16 protein-coding genes are annotated in these 21,999 nt (G+C 70.7%); 9 read left to right on the top strand and 7 right to left on the bottom strand.

What is annotated here, in order from left to right; genetic code table 11:
• Positions 1 to 73 precede the first annotated feature (73 nt).
• Positions 74 to 1,099 (top strand): CopD family protein, encoded by a 1,026-nt coding sequence (locus tag ABZ297_RS38600; RefSeq protein ID WP_355356849.1) that lies wholly within the window; start codon positions 74 to 76, stop codon positions 1,097 to 1,099.
• Here ABZ297_RS38600 and ABZ297_RS38605 read toward each other — a convergent pair.
• On the bottom strand, positions 1,057 to 2,235 hold the full coding sequence (locus ABZ297_RS38605) for a hypothetical protein (protein ID WP_355356851.1): 1,179 nt from the start codon (positions 2,233 to 2,235) through the stop codon (positions 1,057 to 1,059). The genes ABZ297_RS38600 and ABZ297_RS38605 overlap by 43 nt on opposite strands.
• A gap of 197 nt (positions 2,236 to 2,432) precedes the next feature.
• Positions 2,433 to 3,788 carry a cytochrome P450 gene (locus tag ABZ297_RS38610; RefSeq protein WP_355356853.1) on the bottom strand — a complete coding sequence of 452 codons (1,356 nt, stop codon included), beginning with the start codon at positions 3,786 to 3,788 and terminating at the stop codon, positions 2,433 to 2,435.
• Between the two features lie 25 nt (positions 3,789 to 3,813).
• On the opposite strand from ABZ297_RS38610, the gene ABZ297_RS38615 reads away from it, so the two are divergent.
• The 4 genes from ABZ297_RS38615 to ABZ297_RS38630 all read left to right on the top strand — a co-directional run bounded on the left by ABZ297_RS38615 (position 3,814) and on the right by ABZ297_RS38630 (position 10,528).
• Positions 3,814 to 4,221 carry a PaaI family thioesterase gene (locus tag ABZ297_RS38615; protein ID WP_355356855.1) on the top strand — a complete coding sequence of 136 codons (408 nt, stop codon included), beginning with the start codon at positions 3,814 to 3,816 and terminating at the stop codon, positions 4,219 to 4,221.
• A 150-nt stretch (positions 4,222 to 4,371) separates the two neighbouring features.
• Positions 4,372 to 7,029: a CocE/NonD family hydrolase gene (locus ABZ297_RS38620; protein ID WP_355356857.1), complete on the top strand. Its 2,658-nt coding sequence runs from the start codon at positions 4,372 to 4,374 to the stop codon at positions 7,027 to 7,029.
• A 277-nt stretch (positions 7,030 to 7,306) separates the two neighbouring features.
• Entirely contained in the window at positions 7,307 to 8,152 is an 846-nt protein-coding gene (locus tag ABZ297_RS38625; protein ID WP_355356859.1) for an ABC transporter permease subunit, read from the top strand.
• 270 nt (positions 8,153 to 8,422) lie between these two features.
• The gene (locus ABZ297_RS38630) at positions 8,423 to 10,528 is read left to right on the top strand and encodes an ATPase (protein ID WP_355356861.1); all 2,106 of its coding nucleotides are present in this window, start codon (positions 8,423 to 8,425) and stop codon (positions 10,526 to 10,528) included.
• Between the two features lie 5 nt (positions 10,529 to 10,533).
• Here the strand turns inward: ABZ297_RS38630 and ABZ297_RS38635 are convergent, their stop codons facing one another.
• Both ABZ297_RS38635 and ABZ297_RS38640 read right to left on the bottom strand, forming a co-directional pair.
• Positions 10,534 to 11,532 (bottom strand): hypothetical protein, encoded by a 999-nt coding sequence (locus ABZ297_RS38635; RefSeq protein ID WP_355356863.1) that lies wholly within the window; start codon positions 11,530 to 11,532, stop codon positions 10,534 to 10,536.
• A 77-nt stretch (positions 11,533 to 11,609) separates the two neighbouring features.
• Positions 11,610 to 11,984: an ankyrin repeat domain-containing protein gene (locus ABZ297_RS38640; RefSeq protein WP_355356865.1), complete on the bottom strand. Its 375-nt coding sequence runs from the start codon at positions 11,982 to 11,984 to the stop codon at positions 11,610 to 11,612.
• A 94-nt stretch (positions 11,985 to 12,078) separates the two neighbouring features.
• Between ABZ297_RS38640 and ABZ297_RS38645 the strand changes: the two genes are divergently transcribed.
• Both ABZ297_RS38645 and ABZ297_RS38650 read left to right on the top strand, forming a co-directional pair.
• Complete coding sequence (locus ABZ297_RS38645) at positions 12,079 to 12,981, top strand: PAC2 family protein (protein WP_355356867.1); 903 nt, start codon at positions 12,079 to 12,081, stop codon at positions 12,979 to 12,981.
• A gap of 21 nt (positions 12,982 to 13,002) precedes the next feature.
• Positions 13,003 to 14,043, top strand: a complete 1,041-nt coding sequence (locus tag ABZ297_RS38650; protein WP_355356869.1) for a Gfo/Idh/MocA family oxidoreductase — start codon at positions 13,003 to 13,005, stop codon at positions 14,041 to 14,043.
• A gap of 59 nt (positions 14,044 to 14,102) precedes the next feature.
• Here ABZ297_RS38650 and ABZ297_RS38655 read toward each other — a convergent pair whose 3' ends face one another.
• On the bottom strand, positions 14,103 to 14,885 hold the full coding sequence (locus ABZ297_RS38655; protein WP_355356871.1) for a tyrosine-protein phosphatase: 783 nt from the start codon (positions 14,883 to 14,885) through the stop codon (positions 14,103 to 14,105).
• A 72-nt stretch (positions 14,886 to 14,957) separates the two neighbouring features.
• Between ABZ297_RS38655 and ABZ297_RS38660 the strand changes: the two genes are divergently transcribed.
• Entirely contained in the window at positions 14,958 to 15,830 is an 873-nt protein-coding gene (locus ABZ297_RS38660; RefSeq protein WP_355356873.1) for a hypothetical protein, read from the top strand.
• Here the strand turns inward: ABZ297_RS38660 and ABZ297_RS38665 are convergent.
• Both ABZ297_RS38665 and ABZ297_RS38670 read right to left on the bottom strand, forming a co-directional pair.
• Positions 15,811 to 18,279, bottom strand: a complete 2,469-nt coding sequence (locus tag ABZ297_RS38665) for a tetratricopeptide repeat protein (protein ID WP_355356875.1) — start codon at positions 18,277 to 18,279, stop codon at positions 15,811 to 15,813. The genes ABZ297_RS38660 and ABZ297_RS38665 overlap by 20 nt on opposite strands.
• Before the next feature lie 124 nt (positions 18,280 to 18,403).
• The gene (locus tag ABZ297_RS38670) at positions 18,404 to 20,509 is read right to left on the bottom strand and encodes a M6 family metalloprotease domain-containing protein (RefSeq protein WP_355356877.1); all 2,106 of its coding nucleotides are present in this window, start codon (positions 20,507 to 20,509) and stop codon (positions 18,404 to 18,406) included.
• A gap of 100 nt (positions 20,510 to 20,609) precedes the next feature.
• Between ABZ297_RS38670 and ABZ297_RS38675 the strand changes: the two genes are divergently transcribed.
• Positions 20,610 to 21,767, top strand: coding sequence for a helix-turn-helix domain-containing protein (locus ABZ297_RS38675; protein ID WP_355356879.1), 1,158 nt, complete (start codon positions 20,610 to 20,612; stop codon positions 21,765 to 21,767).
• Positions 21,768 to 21,999: the final 232 nt, after the last annotated feature.

Consider the following 21,999-nt stretch of genomic DNA (forward strand, 5'->3'; position numbering starts at 1 on the left):
TCGCGCTGAGGCGCGCCCGCCCCACCCCCGACCCCGGTCAGAACACGGCGCAGCAGGATGAGGGGGCCCGGTCGTGAGTGTCGCCACAACCTCGCCGCAGCTGCTCGGGCGGCGGATGGTGGCCGGGCCGTTCGTGGTGTGCGCGATCGTCGCCGCCGTGGCCGCCAGCACATTCACCGCCGAGGAGGACGTGCCGGGGATTCCGATGCCGGGGCCGGTCGTGGCCGTGGGGCTGCCCGTCGTACGGGTGCTGCTCGACCTGTGCGCCGTGGCCGTCGTCGGGCTGAGCCTGCTGCCCAAGCTGCTCGGGTTCGACCGGCCCGAGTCGACGGAGCCGGTCATGCGCCGGGCGCGCCCGGTGGCCGTCACCGCCGCGTGGGGCTGGGCGGTCTGCGCGTTGCTGACGATCGTCTTCCAGACGGCGGAGCTCAACCCCGGCGGTGTCCCCACCGTGGAGATGATCGCCGGATACGTCGGCAGCGTGGGCACCGGCCAGGGCCTGCTGTTCAGCGCCGCCTGCGCGCTGGCGGCGGCCGGGATCGGCCTGATGGCGGTGCGGTTCGGCGAGAAGGTGCCCGCCGAGCTGCGTGTCATCGTGGCCCTGTTCGGGCTGCTGCCGATCCCGGTCACCGGCCACGCGGTGAACTCCGTGTGGCACGACCCCATCATGATCTCGATGGAGTCGCACGTGATGGGGGCGGCGGCGTGGGTGGGCGGCCTGGCGGCGATCGCGGTGTACCTCACGCCGCGCCCGGAGCTGCTGGCCGTGGCCCTGCCCCGCTTCTCGCGGATGGCGACCGTCTGCCTGCTGCTGGTCGGCCTGTCGGGCCTGGTCACGGGGCTGGGCACGATGGCGCTGACGCCCGGCGTAGAGCTGCCCGGCGCGATCGTGACCAGCCCCTACGGGCTGCTGGTCGTGGTCAAGCTGGCGCTGGTGGCGCTGCTGGTGCCGCTGGCCGCGCACATCCGCTTCCGCCTGCTGCCGGGCATCCGCGAGGGCCTGGCCACGCGGGTGGCGGGCTGGATGACGGCCGAGCTGGCGGTGATGGGGCTGGCCTACGGGGTGGCCGTGGCCATCACCCGCGCCTCGATCGGCTGACGCGTCCGCCTGCCGACCAGCCACTCCGCGGCCAGCCACGCGGCGAGCAGCCCGAGCCCGGCCCACACCGCCGAGGACGTGGCCAGGGGCGGCGCCCCCAGCAGCCCCGACTGCCCCTTCAGCAGGCCGTACACGTGACCCATGAGCGAGCTCTGCACGGTCAGTGTCCCGTACGCCACGGCCGTCACCACGACGGACCCGAGCACGGCGCGGACCACCGGTATCCGGACGGCGAACGCCAGATCCACGAAGATCGCCCCGACCACCAGGAAGAACGGCACGGCGGACGGCGGAAACCCGGTGTAGGTGAGCAGCGGCCAGATCAGTGTCCTGAAGCCCACATAGGAGGCGGCCACCAGCGTGGCCGCGCCGAACCTGCCGATCATCAGCCGGGCCACGACCAGCACGGCCACCCCGACGACGACCGCGTACACGGGATAGAGGAAGTCGGGGACCGGCAGGGCGAAGCCGGTCATCATCACCCGGTCGACCGGGCGTCCCATCTGGTCGGCGGCGAAGCGCAGCAGGATCGGCTCCGCGTAGGTGGCGTGGTTGTCCCAGGCGCCGATCGACAGGATGCCGTACTCCTGGTGCTGCTCGGGGAAGTGCACGTTCTCCAGGAAGAACGCGAAGAACGCGCCGAGCACGACCGTGCGCTCGCGCCCGGGCGGCGCGCCGGTGAACCAGCCGCGGACCACTCCGGCGATCATGAAGAACGTTCCAAGGTAGAGCATGATGTGGGACGGGCTCCACGACGTGATGTCGAGGCCGTTGACCCGGTGGTTGATCAGGTCGAGCGGCACCGCGACGAGGAAGATCCCGGTTCCCCACTGGATCAGCCTCAGCGCGGCCTTGTCGACCCCGTACCCGGTGTAGCCGTGGACGACGGTCAGCGCGACGGCCAGGGCGGTGCCCACCGAGTTCAGCAGGTGCGGCGGCGCGAGGTCGTCGCGGAGCCACTTGAAGTGCCAGGACACATCCCAGGCCGAGCCGAGCACCTTGAGGGCGAACGCCACCAGCCATCCGTAGTACAGGACCCTGAACAGGTCCTGCGGAGTGTCGCGGCCGGGCAGGCCCCGCGTCCAGTACGGAAGGGCCCAGTCGGCGGCGCTCTTGAACATTGCTGGAGGCTTCACGGCAGCACATCTTACGGTCATCTGACGCCCCGGCCCGCGATGCCCTGGTATCGGACGGATGCACGGGCGACCTTCCGCGATTCCGGGCGTTTCCGGGGCAAATCGAGGCCGCGCGAAACGCCTCCCAGCGGACGGCCGACCTGTGCGTCGTCCCTGCCGTCGATCTCACCCGTGCGCCGAAGCGGCCGGCCCGTTCTCTAGCGGCGGCGCAGCCGCACGGGCAGGCGCTTGAGACCGTTCTGGAAGTTGGACGTGAGCCGCTGCGGCGTGCCCGTCGGCGTGACGTCCCAGGCGAGCAGTTCGCCGAACACCGCCCGCATCTGAACCCTCGCCAGGTGCGCACCGAGGCAGAAGTGCGGGCCGAACCCGAAGCTGACGTGGTCGTTGGGGGTGCGGCCGACGTCGAAGCGGTCAGGGTCGGCGAAGACGGACGGGTCACGGTTGGCGGAGGCGTGGTAGACGACCACCTTCTCGCCCGCCCCGATGCGCTGCCCGCCGAGGACAAGGTCGCGGGTGGCCGTCCGTCTGAAGTCCATGACCGGCGGCCAGAAGCGCAGCATCTCCTCCACCGCCGTGTCCAGCAGCGCCGGGTTCTCGCGCAGCCTGGCCAGCTGGCCGGGGTGTTCGAGGAGGGTGAGCAGGCCGCCCGGGATGCCGTTGCGCAGCGTCTCGTTCCCCGCGACGGCGAACAGGAAGAACATGTTCTCGAACTCGGCCTCGGTCAGGCCGCCCCTGAGCATGGCGGCCATGACGGACTCCTCGTCCAGCGGGGCTTGGGCGAGCGCGTGCGCGTACGCGAACATGTCCTTCAGCGCGGCTCTCGACCGCGGGTTCGTGCCGGGTCGCAGCTCGGGACGGGAGGCGACGGCGAGGCGGCCGATCGGGCTGAGCGACTCGGCCTCGGCCGTCGACAGGCCCGCGTAGTCGGCGTCCTGGTAGCCGATGACCCGCGAGGCCCAGTCGTACAGCAGCCGCCTGTCCTGTGGCGGCACGCCCATGACGTGCGCCAGCGTCCAGACGGGCAGGTCGGCGGCGACGTCCACGAAGTCGCACGCGCCCTCGGTAGACCCCTCAGCGAACCCCTCGGTGAACCCCTCAGCGAACCCCTCAGCGAACAGGGACGCCACGCGCTCGGCGATCGTCCTCTCCAGCGCGCGCACCGCCCTGGGGGTGAAGGCCGCCGCCACGATCCTGCGCAGCCTGGAGTGGTCGGGCGGGTCCGTGTTCAACATCATCGACTGGACGAATGCCAGGTCGGCGGGGGTGTCGGGGTCGCGGATCTGGGTGGCGCCCAGGTGCGAGGAGAAGTCGGCGGGGGTCCTGAGCACGTGCTTGACGTCGGCGTGCCGGAACACGCCCCAATACCCTGGCCCCTCGCGCCAGGGCCCGACCGCGGGCTCCGGAATCCGGCAGACGGGAGCTTCCCGCCGCAGCCGGGCGAACAGCTCGTACGGGACGGCCTGCGCGTAGGTGGACGGCAGGAAGACGTCGTCCACAGCGAGCGGACCTTGCCGGGAGTTGTCCACAGGTGCTTGCGGCATCTCCTCGCTCATGGGGTCCAGCGTGCATGATGAGCGCGTGACTCCAGAAGAAGGAGAAGCGATTCTCCGCGACTATTTCGCGCCCTGGGTGCAGCAGCTGGGGCTGCGCGTGGAAGAGACGGGCGAGCGGCACGCGATCGTCCGCCTGCCGTGGTCAGAGTCCCTGGCGAGGGAGGGCGGCGGGCTGAGCGGCCAGGCGATGATGGCGGCGGCCGATACGGCCACGGTCATCGCGATCTCCTCCGCCAGGGGCGGGTTCGTGCCGATGACCACGGTCCAGCAGTCGACCACCTTCCAGCGTCCGGTGGTGGGCAAGGACGTGCTGGTCGACGTCCGCATCACCAAGCTGGGCCGCACGCTGGCGTTCTCCGAGGTCACGCTGACCGCCGACGGGGTGGTCGAGCCCGTCGCGCGGGCCAGCACGGTCTATGCGCTCCTCGGTTGACGTCCGTCCGCGGGCGGCGGGCCGCACCGCTGCGCGACGACCGCCGGCGCCCCACGGCCGTGCTCGCGGGGGAATCGGCCGGAGGCGGGCTCGACCAGCACCGATGACACGTCTCAGCGATCTCTCAGGTCGGATAAGTAGGCTCACGGCATGAAACGAGTGGCCGCGCTGGTCGCGGTGCTGGCCCTTCTCGGGGTGGCGACGTGGCTGGTGTGGCCGTCGGCTCCGCAGGTGCGCGGCCAGGACCAGACGATCACCGTCGTTGACGGGCCCGCCGACGACCAACGCGTCGACCTCGACGCCACCTTCTTCCCCCCGCCCGGCGGCGGGAAGGCGCCCGCCGTGCTGCTCGCGCACGGCTTCGGCGGCAGCAAGCAGAGCATGCGCGAGCAGGCCGTCCGTCTCGCCCAGGAGGGCTACGCGGTGCTCACCTGGTCGGCGCGCGGCTTCGGCCGGTCCACCGGCGAGATCGCGCTCAACTCCGCCGACTACGAGGTCAAGGACGTCAAGCAGCTCATCGACTGGCTGGCCAAGCGTCCTGAGGTGCGGCTCGACAAGCCCGGAGACCCGCGCGTGGGCATCGCGGGCGGCTCCTACGGCGGTTCGATCGCGCTGATGACGGCCGCCCACGACACCCGGGTCGACGCGATCGTCCCTCAGATCACCTGGTCCGACCTGGCCGACGCGCTCTTCCCGAACGCCACCGGCCAGGGGCCCGAGCACGGCGTGTTCAAGCGCATGTGGGCGGGCTTCTTCTTCGGCAGCGGCAGCGGCCCGATCCAGGGGCTCGACGCGCTCAGCCGGCGGTCCGGCCCGATGACGGCCGAGCAGGCGCGGTGCGGCCGGTTCCTGCCCGCGATCTGCGAGGCGTATCAGCAGGTCGCCAAGGCCGGTAAGGCCACGCCTGAGGCCGTCGCGCTGCTGCGGCGGTCCAGCCCGGTCGAGGTCGCGGGCCGCATCAAGGCCCCGACGCTGCTCATCCAGGGGCAGCGCGACTCGCTGTTCCCGCTCGGCCAGGCCGACGCCAACGCCAAGGCCATCGCCGCCGCGGGCACCCCGGTGAGCCTCGCCTGGTTCGACGGTGGCCACGACGGCGGCAACGGCGAGGCCGACTGGGTGCACGACCAGACCACGGCCTGGCTGGGGCGTTACCTCAAGGGCGAGAACATCGCCACCGCCCCGGCCTTCACGGTCACCCGCGACGGCGGCCGCGACCCGGGCACCCGCCAGCGCATCCGCCTGCACCCGGAGACCGGCTCCTACCCCGGCCTCGGCGGCACCGCCACCACGCAGGTCACGCTGAACGGCCCCGAGCAGAACATCGCCAACCCGCCGGGCGGCGCCCCCGCCTCGGTGTCGACCGTCCCCGGAGTCAGCGGCCTGCTGGGCGGGGGCGGCCAGAGCAACGTGAGCGTGTCGATCGACATGCCGGGCCAGGGTGCCTCCTTCGAGTCGCCGCCGCTCAGCGCGCCGCTCCAGCTCACGGGCGGTCCGACCGCCAAGATCAGGGTCTACGGCAAGGGCGAGGTGACCCTGTTCGGCAAGCTCTACGACGTCGCCGACACCGCCCAGCCGCCCATCCTGCCCGCGGGCCTGGTCGCGCCGTTCCGCGTCACCATCCCCGAAGGCGCGCAGAGCGCCGACGCGACGATCACGCTTCCGGCGGTCGACTACCGCTTCGCCCCCGGCCACCGCCTGCGGCTCATGGTCACGACCACCGACATGGGCTACGCGACACCGGCGGAGCCCGCGTCCTACCGGGTGGCGCTCGCCTCCCCCTCCCTCGCCGTCCCCACGGTCCCGGCCCTCGCCGCGCCGGCGACGGGCATCGCCTGGTGGGTCTGGGCCATGCCGCTCGCCGCCGTCGCCGTGGCCGCCGTCCTCCTGGCGACGGGCCGCACGCCGTCCCGGCTCCGCCGCCCGGCCACCGCGCTCCCGGAGCCCGCGACCGCCTCCGCTCTCCCTGAGCCCGCGACCCCCTCCGTTCCCCCGGAGCCCGCGACGGCCTCCGCTGTTCCCTCGGTCAACGGGGCGGCCCACCTCAACGGCGCGACCACCGCTGCCGGCGAGGGCGTACCGCTGGAGATCAACGGGCTCACCAAGGCGTACCGCAACGGGGAGCTGGCCGTCGACGGGCTGTCGTTCCGGGTCGAGCGCGGGCAGGTGCTCGGGCTGCTCGGGCCGAACGGCGCCGGGAAGACCACCACGATGCGGATGATGATGGGCCTCATCCGCCCCGACAGCGGCGAGATCCGGATCTTCGGCGACCCCGTCACCCCCGGCGCGCCGGTCCTGTCCAGGCTGGGGTCGTTCGTCGAGGGGCCGGGCTTCCTGCCGCACCTGTCCGGTCGCGACAACCTGCACCTGTACTGGGCCGCCACCGGCCGCCCCACGCAGGACGCCCGGTTCGACGAGGCCCTGGAGATCGCGGGGCTGGGCAAGGCGCTGGAACGGGCCGTCCGCACGTACTCGCAGGGCATGCGGCAACGCCTGGCCATCGCCCAGGCGATGCTCGGCCTGCCCGACCTGCTGGTCCTCGACGAACCCACGAACGGGCTCGACCCACCCCAGATCAGGGAGATGCGCGAGGTGCTCAAGCGGTACGCCCGCGACGGTCGTACGGTGATCGTCTCCAGTCACCTGCTGGCCGAGGTGGAGCAGACCTGCAGCCACGTCGTCGTCATGCACAGGGGGCGCCTGGTCTCCACAGGCCCCGTGTCGGCGCTCCTCGGCGCGGCCACCTCCACCAACGGCCACGGGCCGCGCCTCGAGGACGTGTTCCTCGACCTGATCGGAGAGAAGTCTTGACCTCCTCCCCCTCGTGAACGAGGGGAGTCCCACGGTCACCCGTGAGTCTTCCTGCTTCACCGCCGACCGCCCGCCAGAGAGAGGAGCTCTCCTTGAGGTCTTACACCGGCTCCACAGGCGTTTCACCTCTCCGCCAGCCCGGCGGCGAGAACACCACAGACCGTTCGTTCGGCAGCTTGGTTATCGCCGCCGTCGCATACGGTACCGAACTCTGCGGCACTGCGCAGCGTTTCCTCCCCCGCCTGAAGCAGGGGGTTTCCACGCTCGAGGAGTCTCGATGACCGCCGCGACGGGCTACGCGCCCCGCCGGACACTGCCGCTGCGCGTGGAGATCGTCCGGCAGTTCAAGCGCCGCCGCACCCTCGTCATGTTCGGCCTGCTGCTCGCCCTGCCCTGGATCCTGGTGGTGGCCTTCCAGTTCGGGCCGCAGCCGAATGGGCAGCAGACGGCGCTGCGCATCTCCGACCTGGCCACGGCCGGCGGGTTGAACTTCGCCGCGTTCGCCCTGTCGGTGTCGGCCACCTTCCTGCTGGTGGTGGCGGTGGCGCTGTTCTGCGGCGACACGGTGGCCAGCGAGGCCAGCTGGTCGTCGCTTCGCTACCTGCTGGCGGCGCCGGTCCCCCGCGACCGCCTGCTGCGCCAGAAGCTCGTCGTCGCCCTCGGCTACTCGGCCGCGGCCGTCACCTGCCTGCCGCTGATGGCCCTCCTGGCGGGCACCCTGGCCTTCGGCTGGAACGACATCCAGGTTCCCGGCACGGGCGAGACGATCCCGGCGCTCGACGTGCTGCCGCGATTCGGCATCGTCATCGGCTACGCGCTGGTCAGCCAGCTCGTGGTGGCGGCGCTGGCCTTCCTGATCTCCACCGTCACCGACTCCCCGCTGGGCGCGGTGGGCGGCGCGGTGGGCCTGTGGATCGTCTGCAACATCCTCCAGGCGGTCGAGGCTCTGGGGGTCCTGCGTGAGTTCCTGCCGACCTTCTGGAACACGGCCTGGATCGACGCCCTGGCCCCGGAGCTCGACTGGAGCGGCATGGCCAAGGGCGCTTCGGTGTCGATCACCTACGCCGCCATCCTCATCGCGGTGGCCTTCCGCCGCTTCCGCCACAAGGACGTAGTCAGCTAGTGGGTCAGCTAAAGCGTCAGCTGAGGCGAGCTCAGGCCCAGTGGGGCGGCTTGTTGTCGAGGTAGAAGGCGTCGGAGTCGTCGTCGCGCCACTCGCCCCACCCGAGGTCCGTGTCGTCGCCCGTCTGCTCAGGGAGAAATTCGCTCACGGGATACATGCTACCGAGAAGAACAAACCCGCCCCCGGTCCGGCCGCAGGTCCAAGGACAGCCCGAATCTGCGGGGGTACGATGCGATGGCAGGTGTCCCCTATCCCCCCGTGAGGTCGCCCATGGCCACCCCGACCGGCTGGCGGCGAGAGGGCAATCTGCCCGCGGAGCTGACCAGCTTCGTGGGCCGGACACGCCTGCTCGCCAACCTTAAGCGGCATCTCAGTGAGTCGCGCCTGGTCACGGTCACCGGCATCGGCGGGGTGGGCAAGTCGCGCACGGTGCTGCGCCTGGCTCACCAGATCCGCGGGCAGTACCAGGACGGCGTGTGGTTCGCCGACCTGGCGCGGCTGCAGGACGCGGGGATGGTCAAGCACACGATCGCGTCCGCGCTGGGCATCGCCGACCAGTCGCCGCGCACCGAGTCCGAGTCGCTGTCGGAGTGGGTGGCCGACCGGCAGATGCTGCTCATCATCGACACCTGCGAGCACCTGGTGCAGGGGTGCGCCGAGCTGGTCGAGGAGCTGCTGGAGAGCAACCCGAACCTGAAGGTGCTGGCCACCAGCCGCCAGTCGCTGCACCTGCCGTACGAGCACGTGGTGCCGGTGCCGCCGTTGCAGGTGCCGGGCGACGATCCGGCCGAGAGCCTGTTCACAAACGAGTCGGTGCAGCTGTTCGCGCTGCGGGCCGGCGCGGTGCTGCCCGATTTCGTGCTCGACGAGCAGAACATCGGGGCGGTGGCGGAGCTGTGCCGCCGTCTCGACGGCATCCCGCTGGCCATCGAGCTGGCGGCGGTGCGGCTGCGCGCGCTGTCGGTTGACCAGATCCTGGGGCTGCTGACCGACCGGTTCAGCCTGCTCGCGGGCGCGAGCCGCACGGCGCTGCCCCGGCACCAGACCCTGCGGGCGGCCATCGGCTGGAGCCACGAGCTGTGCGAGCCCGCCGAGCGGCTGCTGTGGGCGCGGCTGTCGGTGTTCGCGGGCGACTTCGAGCTCGACGCCGCCCGTTCCGTCTGCGCGGACGAGCGCCTGCCGCAGGAGGACATCACCGATCTGGTGACGGGCCTGGTGGAGAAGTCGATCCTGATGATCAGGAGCGACCACGCGGGCGTCCGCTACAAGCTGATCGACACGCTGGCCCAGTACGGCGAGGAGTGGCTGGAGAAGCTGGGCGAGACCGAGAAGATGCGCCACCGGCACCTGGCGTACTACCTGAGCCTGGCGCAGCGCAGCGAGGACGCCTGGTCGGGGCCGCGGCAGATCTACTGGTTCGTCCGCATGCGGCAGGAGCACGACAACGTGCGGGTGGCGCTGGAGCACGCGCTGCGCGCGCCCGGCGAGTCGCTGATGGGGCTGACGCTGCTGTCCTCGCTCTGGTTCATGTGGGTGTGCTGCGGTTTCGTCCGCGAAGGCCGGCTCTACCTGGAGCGCGCCCTGCAGGCGAACCCGGGTCTCAGCAAGCAGCGGTGCAAGGCACTCTGGGTTCTCTCCTATGTGCGCAGCGCCCAAGGCGACAGTTTGGGCGCGCTGGAGGCGGCCGAGCAGTGCAGCACGGAGGCGGTCAAGGTCGGCGACTCCAAGGCGGTCATCCTCGCGTCCAAGATGCAGGGCACGGCGGCGCTGCTGCAGGGCGATCTGCAGAAGGCCAGCGCGCTGCTGGGCGTCGCGATCGAGTTCAACACCGACAACAAGGAGCTCAACCCTGGCTTGCTGCCCGCCATTGTCGAGCTGGCCATCGTGCTCACTTCGCAGGGCGAGACGTACGAAGCCGAATCACTCCTGACCGACTGCCTCCAGGTGTGCAGGGAACGAGGCGAACTGTTCGTCGGCTCCTACGCGCAGTGGGCGCTGTCTTTGGCGCGACTGCAGGCAGGAAAGGGGGCGCTCGCGCTCACGAACGCCCAGGAGAGCCTGCGGGTCAAGCGACATTTTCACGACACGCTGGGCACCCTGATCGTGTTGGAGACGATGGCCCGGATCTACAGCACGCTGGAAGAGGCCGATCTCGCGAGCCAGTTGCTCGGCGCACTTCATCAGAACTGGAAGACGGCCGGGTTGCCCATGCTCGGTGCTCCGTTCCTCACGGTCGACCACGAGAAGTGCATCAAGGAGTGCGAGCGGCTGCTGGGCGCGGAGAACTACCGGCAGGCGTTCTCGAAAGGCGCCAAACTCGACCTGGATGAGGCGTCCGCGCTCGCGACCGGCGACGACCTGGACGCCCCCTCCTAGATCATTCAGACGGCCTGCGCCCAACGGGTGCCGGGCGGCCAAGCCTGAACGTAACGTGCGCTGCCCAGGGAGTAGTCGATGTGGCCGCGTACCCAGTGTTCGAGGCCCTGCACGTAGGCCAGCACCGCGGGTGTGCCCCAGGCCTCTACGGACGCGCGCCGGACGATCATCGCCTCCACGGCACGGTCGTGCATCGTCGCCACCTCGTCGAGAGCCTTCTGCACCGAGTAGCCGCGATGGGTGACGAGCACATTCACCAGGTTGTGCCGGGCACTGTCGTGTTTGCGCTCCTTGGCGTAAGAGAAGAGGTCGTTGTCCCAGACCACGAGGTCATTGGCGTGCTCGGTAAGCGCCCGGACATCCGGATGGTGCCATTCTTCGGGCGTCAACCTCCGGTGGCTGGCGATATCGATGAGGGCGTAAACGGGGTACATCGCACCGGTTCGGCGGCGCATGAACACGTAGTCTTCGGGAGTCGGCACGACGTCCGACTCCCTGTTGGCCGCCTCCCAGACCTGCGCGAAGATGTACTCTTTGGTCGCTGTGCACCAGCGGTCGAGCTGGTCGCGCTCGGCGTGAACCGCAATGCGCGCCTTGAGCTCCTGCAGCGACTTGGCGAACACGTTGGTCGCCGGCTGATCGGGCTCGATGTCGTGGATGACCCGGAACATCTCTGGAAGCTCTCTGGCGATGAGGGCCGTGTGCCGGCTGTAGTCCTCGGCTTCGCAGAAGCCGTCATCGAAGGCGAACAACCAGATGCACCAGTCCATGAGGAGCTTGAGCATCTCCCGGTCGACGAGCGGGTACGCGCGAGCGGTGAGCCAGCCGAACTTGGCGTTCTGGTACCGCTCCAGCATTTCCGGCGCGTCGAGCATGCCTGACTTGAGCAGCCAATCGAAGCTCTCTTCGCTTGCCTCGGCGACGTGCGGGTTCACCTCGCTTGCAAACGGACACAGTAACGCGGGGATACGGAGGGGGGTCGCGCGTTCCGAGGTTGTGGCCATCTCAGTATGATGGCAATGATCAACATTCATGGCTATGTGGCGGGATGGCTCGTTTTCTTCACCTTTTGGCTATAGCGCTACGGTGAAAGCCAGTACTCCAAGCCGAACATGCGCGCCGTGTCCAACGCGGAAGGCACTCCCTTGTTCGAGTCGGCTCCCGCGTCGAGAAGCGCTCTGACCACGTCCGACTCCTTCTTGAACATCGCACCCGCTAGCGGCGTCTGGCCACGGCCGTTCGCGCGGTCCGGGTCGGCGCCCCTCCCCGCGAGCGCCCGTACGGTCGCGGCGTGACTGTGATAGGCCGCCGGCATCAGCAAAGTGTCACCTTTGCCGTTGGTGAGATTTACCGGTACACCGGCCTCGACGTAGGCAATCAATGTCTCCGTGTCGCCCGCCCGCGCCAGGTCGAACATCCGTGTCGCGAACTCTTCCGGCTCCGGGGCCACGTCCATCACCCGATTCTGCCCCGATAGGGTGCCCTGCACGGAATCGTTCCGGCTTCCCGGAGGTTGCTGGAGAGAGTACCTAGGGAAAGGCTGTCCAACCGTGTACGACCCGAGGGATCTCTACCAGCTCGCAGGCGACGTGCCCGAGCTGGCTGATCCGGTGTTGCTGTACCACTTCGACGGATTCGTCGACGCTGGAGGCGCCGGACGTCTGGCGCTGGGCCACCTGCTGGCCGAACTGGAGCACCAGGTCGTGGCGACCTTCGACGTGGACCGCCTGCTCGACTACCGCTCCCGGCGTCCCATCATGACCTTCGACACCGACAGGTGGGTCGACTACGAGAGCCCCGAGCTGGCCGTCCATGCCGTCGCCGACGCCACCGGCACCCCGTTCCTGATCCTGAGCGGCCCCGAGCCCGACAGGGAGTGGGAGCTGTTCGTCAAGGCCGTCGGCGGGCTCGTCGGCGAGCTCAACGTCAGCAAGCTCGTCACCGTGCACGGCATTCCGATGGGGGTCCCGCACACCCGTCCGCTGGGCGTGACCATGCACGCCAGCCGTCCCGGCCTGATCAACTCCCAGACCAGCGCGTTCGGCCGCGTCCAGGTGCCGGGCAGCGTCGCAGGCCTGCTGGAGCTGCGGCTCGGCGCGGCCGGCCACGACGCGCTCGGCTACGCGATCCACGTCCCGCACTACCTGTCGCAGGCCGAGTACCCGCACGCCGCGGTCGCCGCCCTGGAGGCCGTCACGCGCGGCACCGGGCTGGTCTTCCCCATGGACGCCCTGCGCGAGGCGGCCCAGCGCACGACCGCGGAGATCGAGGAGCAGATCCAGGCCTCGGACGAGCTGTCCACCGCGATCAGCGGCCTGGAGCAGCAGTACGACGCGTTCGCGGGCGGCGCGGAGCGCGAGAACCTGATGGCCGAGCCCGTCCAGATGCCCACGGGTGACGAGCTGGCCGCCCAGTTCGAGCGCTTCCTGGCCGAGCGCGACGACGATCACTGAGGGCCGGGTTAACCTGAGCGGATGAGCGACATCCAGGTCGGCCTGATCGGGTACGGCGTCGCGGGCGCGTACTTCCACGCTCCGCTCATCCACGCCACGCCCGGGCTGCGGCTTGCGGCGGTCGTGACGCGGAACCGCGACCGCGCCGAGGAGGTCGCCGCCAGGTACGACGCCGCCGCCGTGCCCCAGGCCGAGGAGCTGTGGGGCCAGTGCGACCTGGTGGTGGTGGCGTCCCCGAACCGCACCCACGTCAGCCTGACCGCCGAGGCGCTCACCCAGGGCAAGGCCGTCGTGGTCGACAAGCCGATGGCGCGCACCGCCGAGGAGGCGCGCTGGCTGATACGGCTGGCCGCCGACCGCGGCCTCATGCTGACGGTCTTCCAGAACAGGCGCTGGGACGGCGACTTCCGCACCCTGCGGCGGCTGGTGAACGACGGCGCGCTCGGCGACGTGCTGCGCCTTGAGTCGCGCTTCGAGCGGTGGCGGCCGACGCCGAAGGGCGGCTGGCGTGAGAGCGGCGGCGAGGAGGAGATCGGCGGCCTGCTCTACGACCTGGGCAGCCACCTGGTCGACCAGGCGTTGCAGCTGCTCGGCCCGGTCCACCGGGTCTACGGCGAGTGCGACGTCAGGCGCGAGGGCGTGTCCGCCGACGACGACACCTTCATCGCGCTGTCGCATGCCAGCGGCGCCCGGTCCCACCTGTGGGCCGGCTCGCTGGCGTCCCAGGCGGGGCCGCGCTTCCGCGTCCTCGGCTCCCGAGCCTCCTACGTCAAGGACGGCCTGGACGTCCAGGAGAGCCGGCTGCGCGCGGGCGTCGCCCCGGACGAGCCGGACTTCGGCGAGGAGGCCGAAGACCGGTGGGGCGTGCTCGGCTCCGACGAGGCCAACCGGCGCGTCCGCACCGAACCCGGGGCGTACCTGGACTTCTACCGCGGCGTGGTGGCGACGCTGCGCGAGGGTGCGCCGCCACCGGTGCGTCCGGAAGAGGTGGTCGACGCGCTCGAGGTCATCGAGGCCGCGCACCTGTCATCGACCCAGGGCATCGTCGTGCACTTGGCCTGACAAGCCCAGACCGGACCTCGAGCCACCACGCCCGGAAGCCCGCGCTTTGCGAAGCCCGCTCAGTCGAGCAGGCGCGCCCGCATGGCCGCCGTGTCGTCGGCGGTCCACCCGTACGACTCCAGCCACGCCAGCGGCCCGCCGTGCCGCTCCTCCAGCACCTGGAGGAACTGCCGCATGTACCGGGGGCGCGGCATGTGGTCGTCGGCCGGACGGGAGTCGAGGTCCGCACGGTAGGTCTCGCTCGACCGCAGCCGGCCCAGGATCAGCTCCAGCCGCTCGCCCGTGGCCGCGTAGTCGTCGATCAGGGCCTGCCTGGTCACGCCCGCGACCTCCAGCGCGAACGCCGTCAGCACGCCGGTGCGGTCCTTGCCCGCGGCGCAGTGGACCACGGCCGCGCCGTCGTTGAGCGACATCGCGCGCAGCGCGGCGATCACCGCCTCCGGACGGTCGCGCAGGTAGCCGTAGTAGAAGCCGGTGACCCGGAGCTCCTCGTCGAGCTGGCGCTCCTGCCAGGGCAGCACCTTGTCGGCGTCGATCGTGTCGGCCTCGACGTCGGTGTGCGTGCCTCCCTCGGCGAACAGGGTCAGATGGTGATGGGTCACCTCGGGCACCCGGGTGAGCGGCCCCGGGCCTTCAAGCGAGACCTCGGCGTTCGAGCGAAGGTCCACGACGTGGCGCAGCTTCAGCTCGCCGACCAGCCTGGACACGTCGTCCTGGGTGAGCCCCTGGAGGTTGTCGGCGCGGAGGATGCGACCGTAGCGGGTGACCCCGCCGTCGCGGGTGGGCAGTCCGCCCAGGTCACGTACGTTGACAGCGCCTTCCAGAGCGATCCATCTCGTCATCTCGTTCACCTCACGACCCTATATGTCCGCCAAACATGAGCGAATTCGAGCTTCATAACGCAGCATGAACATATGTATCCACGCGCGCCGTTCCCGAGGATGGTGACAGATCCGACGCTGCCTCCGGAGGTCTCGGCCCGGCTGCGGTCCAGCCCACATGTGCTGCGCATGGCCAGAACCGGCCAGCCGGCGCAGTCCTCCTCCGCTGCGACCTGGCTGCTCGTGGTGCCGGGTCTGCTGCTGCTCCTGTGGCTCCTCAGCAGGTCGGGCGCGATGCTGGTGGGCGGGGTCGGCCTTGGTATCTTCGGGCTGACCCGCTGGTTGGCGGTGGACTCCTCCAACCGGTCCGCCAAGCGGCGGCTGGAGCTCGCCAGGGAGCACGCTCATCGCTACGTCCTGCCGGAGGACCTCGACTACCCGTGCCAGATGCTGCTGCGGCGGACGCAGAACGCGGTCGACGCGATCCTCAGCTCGGACGTGAACAGGGCCGGGCTGATCGACACCATCGACAACCAGGTGACGCTGCCCGAGGAGGAGTGGCAGATCTCCCAGCGGCTGGCGCGGCTGTCGGCCATGCACGCCGAGCACGGCAGGCTGGTCCCGCGTGAGCTGCCGGCGGGCATGGAGAACGCGTTCAAGCCGTACACCTCGGCCCTCGACGCCGCCTGGACCTCCCTGGCGAAACGCGTCCGGAACCTGGAGAAGTACGCCAAGCAGGTGCGCAGGGCCGACCGGGTCTACCACGCGCACATGCGGCTGGAGGCACTGGCCGCCAGGACGCCCGAGTACCAGCAGCTGGTCGCCGACACGGTCCGCGACGAGCTGGCGCACGTGCACATCGCGCGGCTGGCCGACCAGGCCGCGCACGTGCGCAGGATGTTCGAGGAGAGCATCGACATGGCCAGGCGGGCGGCGGGCGAGCTGGTCAGGGCGCCGCTCTCCTGAGGAGTTCCAGCGTCCGGCGCATGCCGGCCTCGTTGCCGAGGCTGCGGTAGATCTCCCTGGCCTGCTCCAGCGGCTCCACGGCCGCCCGCGGACCGTTCGCGTCGAGGTGGGCCTCGCCCAGGTAGCGCAGGCTGAGCGCCATCCACCAGCGGTCGTCAAGCTCCTCGAACGCCTGAACGGCGCGGCGCAGCGCGGCCTCAGACTCCGCGATCCTGCCGAGCCTGGCCAGGGCCCGGCCCGAGGAGAGCGCGGTGCGGGCCACGCCCCACGAGTCGCCGAGCGCGACCAGGATCTCCTCTGCCCGGCGGACGAAGTCCAGCTCGCGTAACAGGTTCGACGGGTCGCCGACCTCACCGGCGGCGCGCAGGCAGCGGGCCTCCTCCCACAGCTCGCCGCGCTGCCTGAACATCTCGGCCGCGCGGTCGAGGCTGAAGCCCGCCCTGGTGTAGCCGTCCTGGGCGGCTCGGTGGTCGCCGTCCCTGTGCATGCCGCGGGCCTGCGCGGCCAACACCTCGCCGTAGGCGCGCAGGGTCTGCGCCTCGGAGTAGCGGTTGCCGTCGCGTTTGAAGATGGCGAGCGAGTCCTCCAGCAGCTCCCTGGCCTCCTCGGGACGGCGCTCCGCGAGCCGCAGCTCGGCCAGGTTGCGCTGGGTGCGGGCCAGCCACCACAGGTCCTCCTCGGCCTTGAAGGCGGCGATCGCGCCGATCAGGTACTGCTGCGCGCGGTCGAGATGGCCGTCGCTGAACAGCGTCATGCCGATGGTGCGCTTGGCCCTGGCCGCCCACCAGGTCTCGCCCAACTCGGTGAAGATCTCCAGGGCCCGCTCGGCGCCCGCGCGTCCCTGCTCGTGCCCGCCCAGCCCGGCCTGGACGGCGGCGCGGTCCAGCAGCGAGATGGCCAGCGCCCGCCGGTCGCCGGTGCGGGTCGCGGCCTCGCAGCCGATCTCGGCCATCGCGTGCCAGTCGGCCCAGTAGGCGCGCAGCGAGTGGCAGAGCGAGCAGAACGCCCTGGCGAGCCCCCAGGTCAGCTCCCACAGTTCGAGCTGCCTGGCCAGGTGGACCATGGCGATCAGGGCCAGCCGTTCGGCGTTCAGCCAGTCGCCCGCGTGCACCTGGCCCTCGGCGCTGGAGCGGCGGCCCGCCCTGCTCCAGTCCTGCGGCCAGCGGTCCTGCGCGGCCTCCTCGGCGCGCCGGCGGTAGCCGTGCAGGACGCGCTCGAAGGCGGCCCTGCGCCGGTCGAGCTCGTCGGCCTCGGCCAGTTCGGCGGCGAACACCTTGACCAGGTCGTGCAGGCGGTAGCGGAGCGCGCCGGTCTGGTCGGTGCCCGAGCACTCGGCCAGCTGGGCGTCGATCAGCGCTTCGAGCTGGTCGCCGCCGTCGAGCCCGGAGATGTCGAGCAGCTCGCCCGCCACCCAGCCCGGCACGTCCGGTGAGGTGAGCCCGGACAGCAGGCGCAGCAGGCGGCGCTGCATGCCGGTGCAGTCGTCGTAGCTGAGCTGCACCGACGCGCGGACGCTCTTGTCGACCGTCTGCGCCAGTTCGAGCTGGTCCAGGCGGCGGCGCTCGTCGGCGAGCCGGTCGGCCATCTGGCGCAGCGTCCACTGCTCGCGGGTGGCGAGCCTGCCGCCGCAGATGTTGATCGCCAGCGGCAGGTAGTCGCAGAGCCTGACGATCTCCTTGGCCGAGTCGAGGTCGTCCACCACTCTCGCGCCGCCGGCGAGCCTGGCGAGCAGCTCGACGCCGTGCGCCTCGCTGAAGACGCCGAGCCGGGTGTCGTGGGTGCCGTTGAGGAACAGCGGCTGGCGTGAGGTGACCATGACCGCGCAGCCGGGCTCGGCCGGGATGAGTGGTTCGACCTGGTCGGCTCCGTGCGCGTTGTCGAGGCCGATGAGGATCTTGCGGCCCTTGGTCCAGGTGAGCCAGAGCTTGCGCAGTTCGTCCAGGCCGCCGGGGTCGGTGGTCAGGCGGACGCCGAGCGCCCGCAGGAACCCGATCAGCACCTCGTCGGGACGTACCGGCGCGTCCACGCCGCCGCGCAGGTCGGCGTGCAGGCGTCCGTCGGGGAACCACTCGGCGACCTCCTGCCCGAACCTGGCCATGAGCGCCGACTTGCCGACGCCGCCCCTGCCGTACAGGGAGACCACGAGCGGCGGCGCGACGTCACGGGCCTTCCTGCGCGCGCCGAAGACGGCGCGCAGCCCGGCGAGCGACTCGGCGCGGCCGGTGAAGTGCTCGGGGACGGGCGGCCACTGGTCGGGCGCGAGGGAGGGCGGCTCGCCGGCGGCGCTCTCCCCTCGGGGGCGCTCGGTGGTGGCCCAGGTGGTGAGCCCGACGAGGAGCGCGGCGGTGAGCGTCACGCCGACCTTGGCGACGGGTGGGATGTCCCAATCCACGGACGCCGCCAGGATGCTGGCGGCCGCGGCTGCGATGCCTGCGGAGACGGGCGCCACCACTGGGATCTTCCTCCGCCTCTGTGGCGGTTTGTCCGGAAGCTGGGCTGTCACCGAGCACCCCCTTCGGGGGTGATTCAAGCCGATGGGGTACGGCCTGCGCCAGCCGTACCCCAACGTTCGCTCAAAGACCGATCACGTGACAGGTGGCGGTCATCGTCTTGGACGGGTCGCTCTCCGAGGTGGCGGTGAGCTTGACCTTGGCGAGCCGGTCGGCGCCCGCGTCCCGCACGGCGTTGACCGCGACCATCGCCTGCTTGCCGAAGGCGACGGAGGCCAGGGCGTTGGGCACCTGGGCGGTCCAGCCCTTGCCCAGGACCTCGGCCTTGAGCCGGTAGACGTCGGAGTCGAGGTAGGCGCTGACGTCCTCCGGGTGCTGCCCCTGGGCAGGGGCCGCCTTGCCGGTGTTGAACAGCGGGAAGGTGCAGGTGGACTGGTTCTGGCCGGTGGGGACGCCGGCTCCGGGGAGCAGCTTGACACCGCGCTGCTGCGGGCCCGCGCCGTCGAGGGAGCGGACGGCGACCGTGTAGGAGAGCGTGCCCTTCTGGTCGCGCTTCAGGTCGGTGATGTAGAAGTGCAGGCGGTTGGCCTGGTCGACGTACTCGTACTGGCTGCCGGAGCCGGTGCCGGCGTGGAAGAGCGCGTCGGACAGCTGGCGGTAGTCGCCGATCGTGATCGGGACCTTGGTGCCGTCGGGCTTGACGTAGTCGGTCATGCCGATGTCCTGCGGGTTGGCGTCGATCACCCACTCGAACGGCGCGCGGTCCTGGTTCTTGGTCTTGGCCAGCAGGACGCCGGAGTCGGGGGTGAAGGAGTCGGTGCCGACGCGGTCCACGACCTCGACGGTGTAGTTCTCGTAGCCGCCGCCGTCGCAGAGCGGGTCGGTCTGGGTGGAGCACGCCGGGCTCTTGTCACCGGTGTCGAAGGCGATGTTGACACCCGACAGCTCGTCCTTGCCGGGCTTCACCGCGCGGGCGATGACCCTGGCGGTGACCAGACCGGACTCGTCGAGCGCCTCGCGTGACAGGCGCAGCACGTTCTGCTCGTCCACCATCTCCAGCTTGATCTTGTTGCGGAGCATGTGCTGGGCGCCCATCGAGGCGCCCGCGGTGGGCGGGATCAGCCAGCGGGAGTGCGGGCCGCCGGGGCCGTTGAAGCTGCCGCGGCTGAGCATCTCCCAGATGCCGGTGTAGGCGCGGCGGGCCGGCACGCCGTACGGGTTGTTGTAGTTGTCCAGGACGCCGAGGATGTGGCTGAGCTCGTGGGCGTAGACGGCCATGCCGGAGCTCTCTGCCTGGACGGAGTCGACGCCGATGTTGGCGTTGGGCCAGAAGGTCGATCCGGCCTGCCAGGACGTCCAGTCGACGTAGCGGGTCTTGACCCAGTTGGGAAGGTTGGGGTCGTCAGGCCCCCACTCGTCGGTCACGTCCTCCTTGTTCGGAAATTTCATCATTCCGAACTCCTGCCAGGTGGACGACTCGTCCTGGCCGGCGCTCAGGTAGAAGATGAAGTCGAACTGCTTGGCGGCCTCTTCGCCGATGTCGCCGACCCAGGCGTTGTGCCCGTCGGCGCGCAGGTTCTTGTTGCACGAGTCGCCCGCCGGGCAGCCGGTGCCGCCCTGGAACTCCATCGCGTACTCGTGGTCCTTGCCCGGCATCTGGTACGGGCCGAAGCCGGTCAGCTCGACGCCGTAACGCCCGCCCGAGTCCTCCATCCAGTACTCGTGGATGGTGTGGCCCTTGTTGAGTTGGTTGGGGGTGTTCAGGAAGTCCTGGTAGAACCGGGCCACCTGGTCACGCGGGATGTCGTGGGCCTCGGCGCTCGGGTTGCGGAAGATGGTCGAGTTCTGCGGCTGGGTCACCACGAACGGCTGGTTCGGGTAGTCGAGCAGCACCAGCGCGCCCTTGAAGGTGCGCTTGGAACCCTTGACGCCCGGCTCGTTCCAGTTGGTGCCCGGCACCTTCTTGTAGTCCGCCCACGTCATGTGGTCGGGGTTCTCCCAGTTCTGCGGGTCGATCGGCTTGACGCCGCCGGTGGGACGGCCACGCAACGTCTGGGCCTCGTCCGGCGCGTCGCTCTGCCAGGGCTGGGTCTGCGGCCAGTGGTCCTGGCGCCAGGGGAGTTCGGGGTCGCTGGGGGGTGCTGCGGAAGCGGGGGTCGCCATGAGGCTCACCGGGATCAGCACGATGGCCGCCAGCAGGCCTTTCAGCAGCTTCTTCGGGACGTTCACGACTTGACGCTATAGACGATGTTGACGGAGATCATCGATCAGTTGTAGGGAAGAGCCGTAGCAACCTTTCCGACATTTGTTGAAACACCCAGGTGGAGTGGTGGCTGATCTCCAGCGAACCGTGGACGAGCTGGCCGCGCGCCTCGACCGGCCGCTGCTGCTGGAAGACGGGCTGCAACGCGTCGTCGCCTACAGCGAGCAGAGCGGCGCCATGGACGACATCCGCCGCGACTCGATCCTGCGCAGGCACACGACGCCCGAGATCCGCCAGTGGCTGCGCGACGCCGGCATCCACGACGCGCCAGCCCCGCTGCGCACGCCGGGCGCGCCGCATCTCGGGCTGCTGCCGCGCGTCTGCGTCCCGGTGCGGCACGACGCCGCGCTGCTCGGCTTCCTGTGGTTCATCGACGTGGACCCGGCCATGTCCGACGCGCAGATCGCCCAGGCCGCCGCCACCGCACCCGCCCTGGCGCTGGCCCTGTTCCACGAGAGCCTCGCCACGGGGCTGGCCTCGCACAGGGAGCTGGAGGCGGTCAAGGGGCTGCTGATGGGCGAGCGCGACGCGGCCAGGCGGCTCATCGAGGCGGGGGCGTTCCCGCAGGCGCTGCCGGTGACCGTGCTGGTGGCCAGGCCGCTGTCGGACGAGCCCGACCAGGCGCTGCGGCTCGCACTCGAACAGGGACTGCTCGCGCTGCGGCGACGGCTGAGCGCCCACCATCCGCTGCACCTCGTCCGCTACGACCACGCGGCGCTGCTGGTCGCGGGCGTGCCGGTGGCCGCCGAGGAGGTGCATGCGGCCATGTCGGTGCCGGTCGTGGTCGGGATCGGCAGGGCCAGACCGGCGCTGGCCGAGGCGGCGGGCTCGTACGCGGAGGCGCGGCACGCCGCCGAGGTGGCCGCCAGGGTGCCCGGTCTCGGCCGCTCGGCGGAGTGGGCGCGGCTGGGCGTCTACCGGATGCTCACCCACCTGACCGACCACGAGCTGCACCCCGGGCTGGACCGGCTGCTCGACGACGACCAGCACCTGCCGCTGCTGGAGACGCTGGAGACGTACCTCGACCTGGCGGGCAGCGCGGTGGCCACGTCCAGGACGCTGCGCCTGCACCGCACGTCGCTGTACTACCGGCTGCGGCGGGTGCAGGAGCTGGCCCGCACCGACCTGAGCGACGGCGGCGAGCGGCTCGCGCTGCACCTCAGCCTCAAGCTCGCCCGCCTGTCCGGCCGCTACCGGCCCAGGGAGGCGGGGCCGGCGAGCTGACTGCGTGCCTGGCCGGGCTCACGTTCAATGCCCAGAAGGTAATGCCCCAGAAGGGGAGGCGGCGCCGTCATCTGACCCGCTTCAGCGGAACTGCCCGTCGACCTGGTCCAGCAGCGCCGCGAGCTGTTCGCGCTGCTCGTCGGAGAGCACCGCGCACAACACCCGGGCCCCCCACCGGCGCCGCGCCCGCCGCCAAACCGACGCCCCCCCCCCCCCCCCCGGGGGGGACACA

The organism is Nonomuraea sp. NPDC005983 (assembly GCF_040614375.1).
In the GTDB taxonomy this organism is placed as follows: domain Bacteria; phylum Actinomycetota; class Actinomycetes; order Streptosporangiales; family Streptosporangiaceae; genus Nonomuraea.

What these genes read in the sequence shown, in the direction of transcription:
- ABZ297_RS38635 (WP_355356863.1), bottom strand. Translation starts at nt 11,532, where the DNA reads ATGGCCACAACCTCGGAACGCGCGACCCCCCTCCGTATCCCCGCGTTA.
- ABZ297_RS38655 (WP_355356871.1), bottom strand. Translation starts at nt 14,885, where the DNA reads ATGACGAGATGGATCGCTCTGGAAGGCGCTGTCAACGTACGTGACCTG.
- ABZ297_RS38660 (WP_355356873.1), top strand. Translation starts at nt 14,958, where the DNA reads ATGTATCCACGCGCGCCGTTCCCGAGGATGGTGACAGATCCGACGCTG.
- ABZ297_RS38650 (WP_355356869.1), top strand. Translation starts at nt 13,003, where the DNA reads ATGAGCGACATCCAGGTCGGCCTGATCGGGTACGGCGTCGCGGGCGCG.
- ABZ297_RS38620 (WP_355356857.1), top strand. Translation starts at nt 4,372, where the DNA reads ATGAAACGAGTGGCCGCGCTGGTCGCGGTGCTGGCCCTTCTCGGGGTG.
- ABZ297_RS38630 (WP_355356861.1), top strand. Translation starts at nt 8,423, where the DNA reads ATGGCCACCCCGACCGGCTGGCGGCGAGAGGGCAATCTGCCCGCGGAG.
- ABZ297_RS38610 (WP_355356853.1), bottom strand. Translation starts at nt 3,788, where the DNA reads ATGAGCGAGGAGATGCCGCAAGCACCTGTGGACAACTCCCGGCAAGGT.
- ABZ297_RS38625 (WP_355356859.1), top strand. Translation starts at nt 7,307, where the DNA reads ATGACCGCCGCGACGGGCTACGCGCCCCGCCGGACACTGCCGCTGCGC.
- ABZ297_RS38640 (WP_355356865.1), bottom strand. Translation starts at nt 11,984, where the DNA reads ATGGACGTGGCCCCGGAGCCGGAAGAGTTCGCGACACGGATGTTCGAC.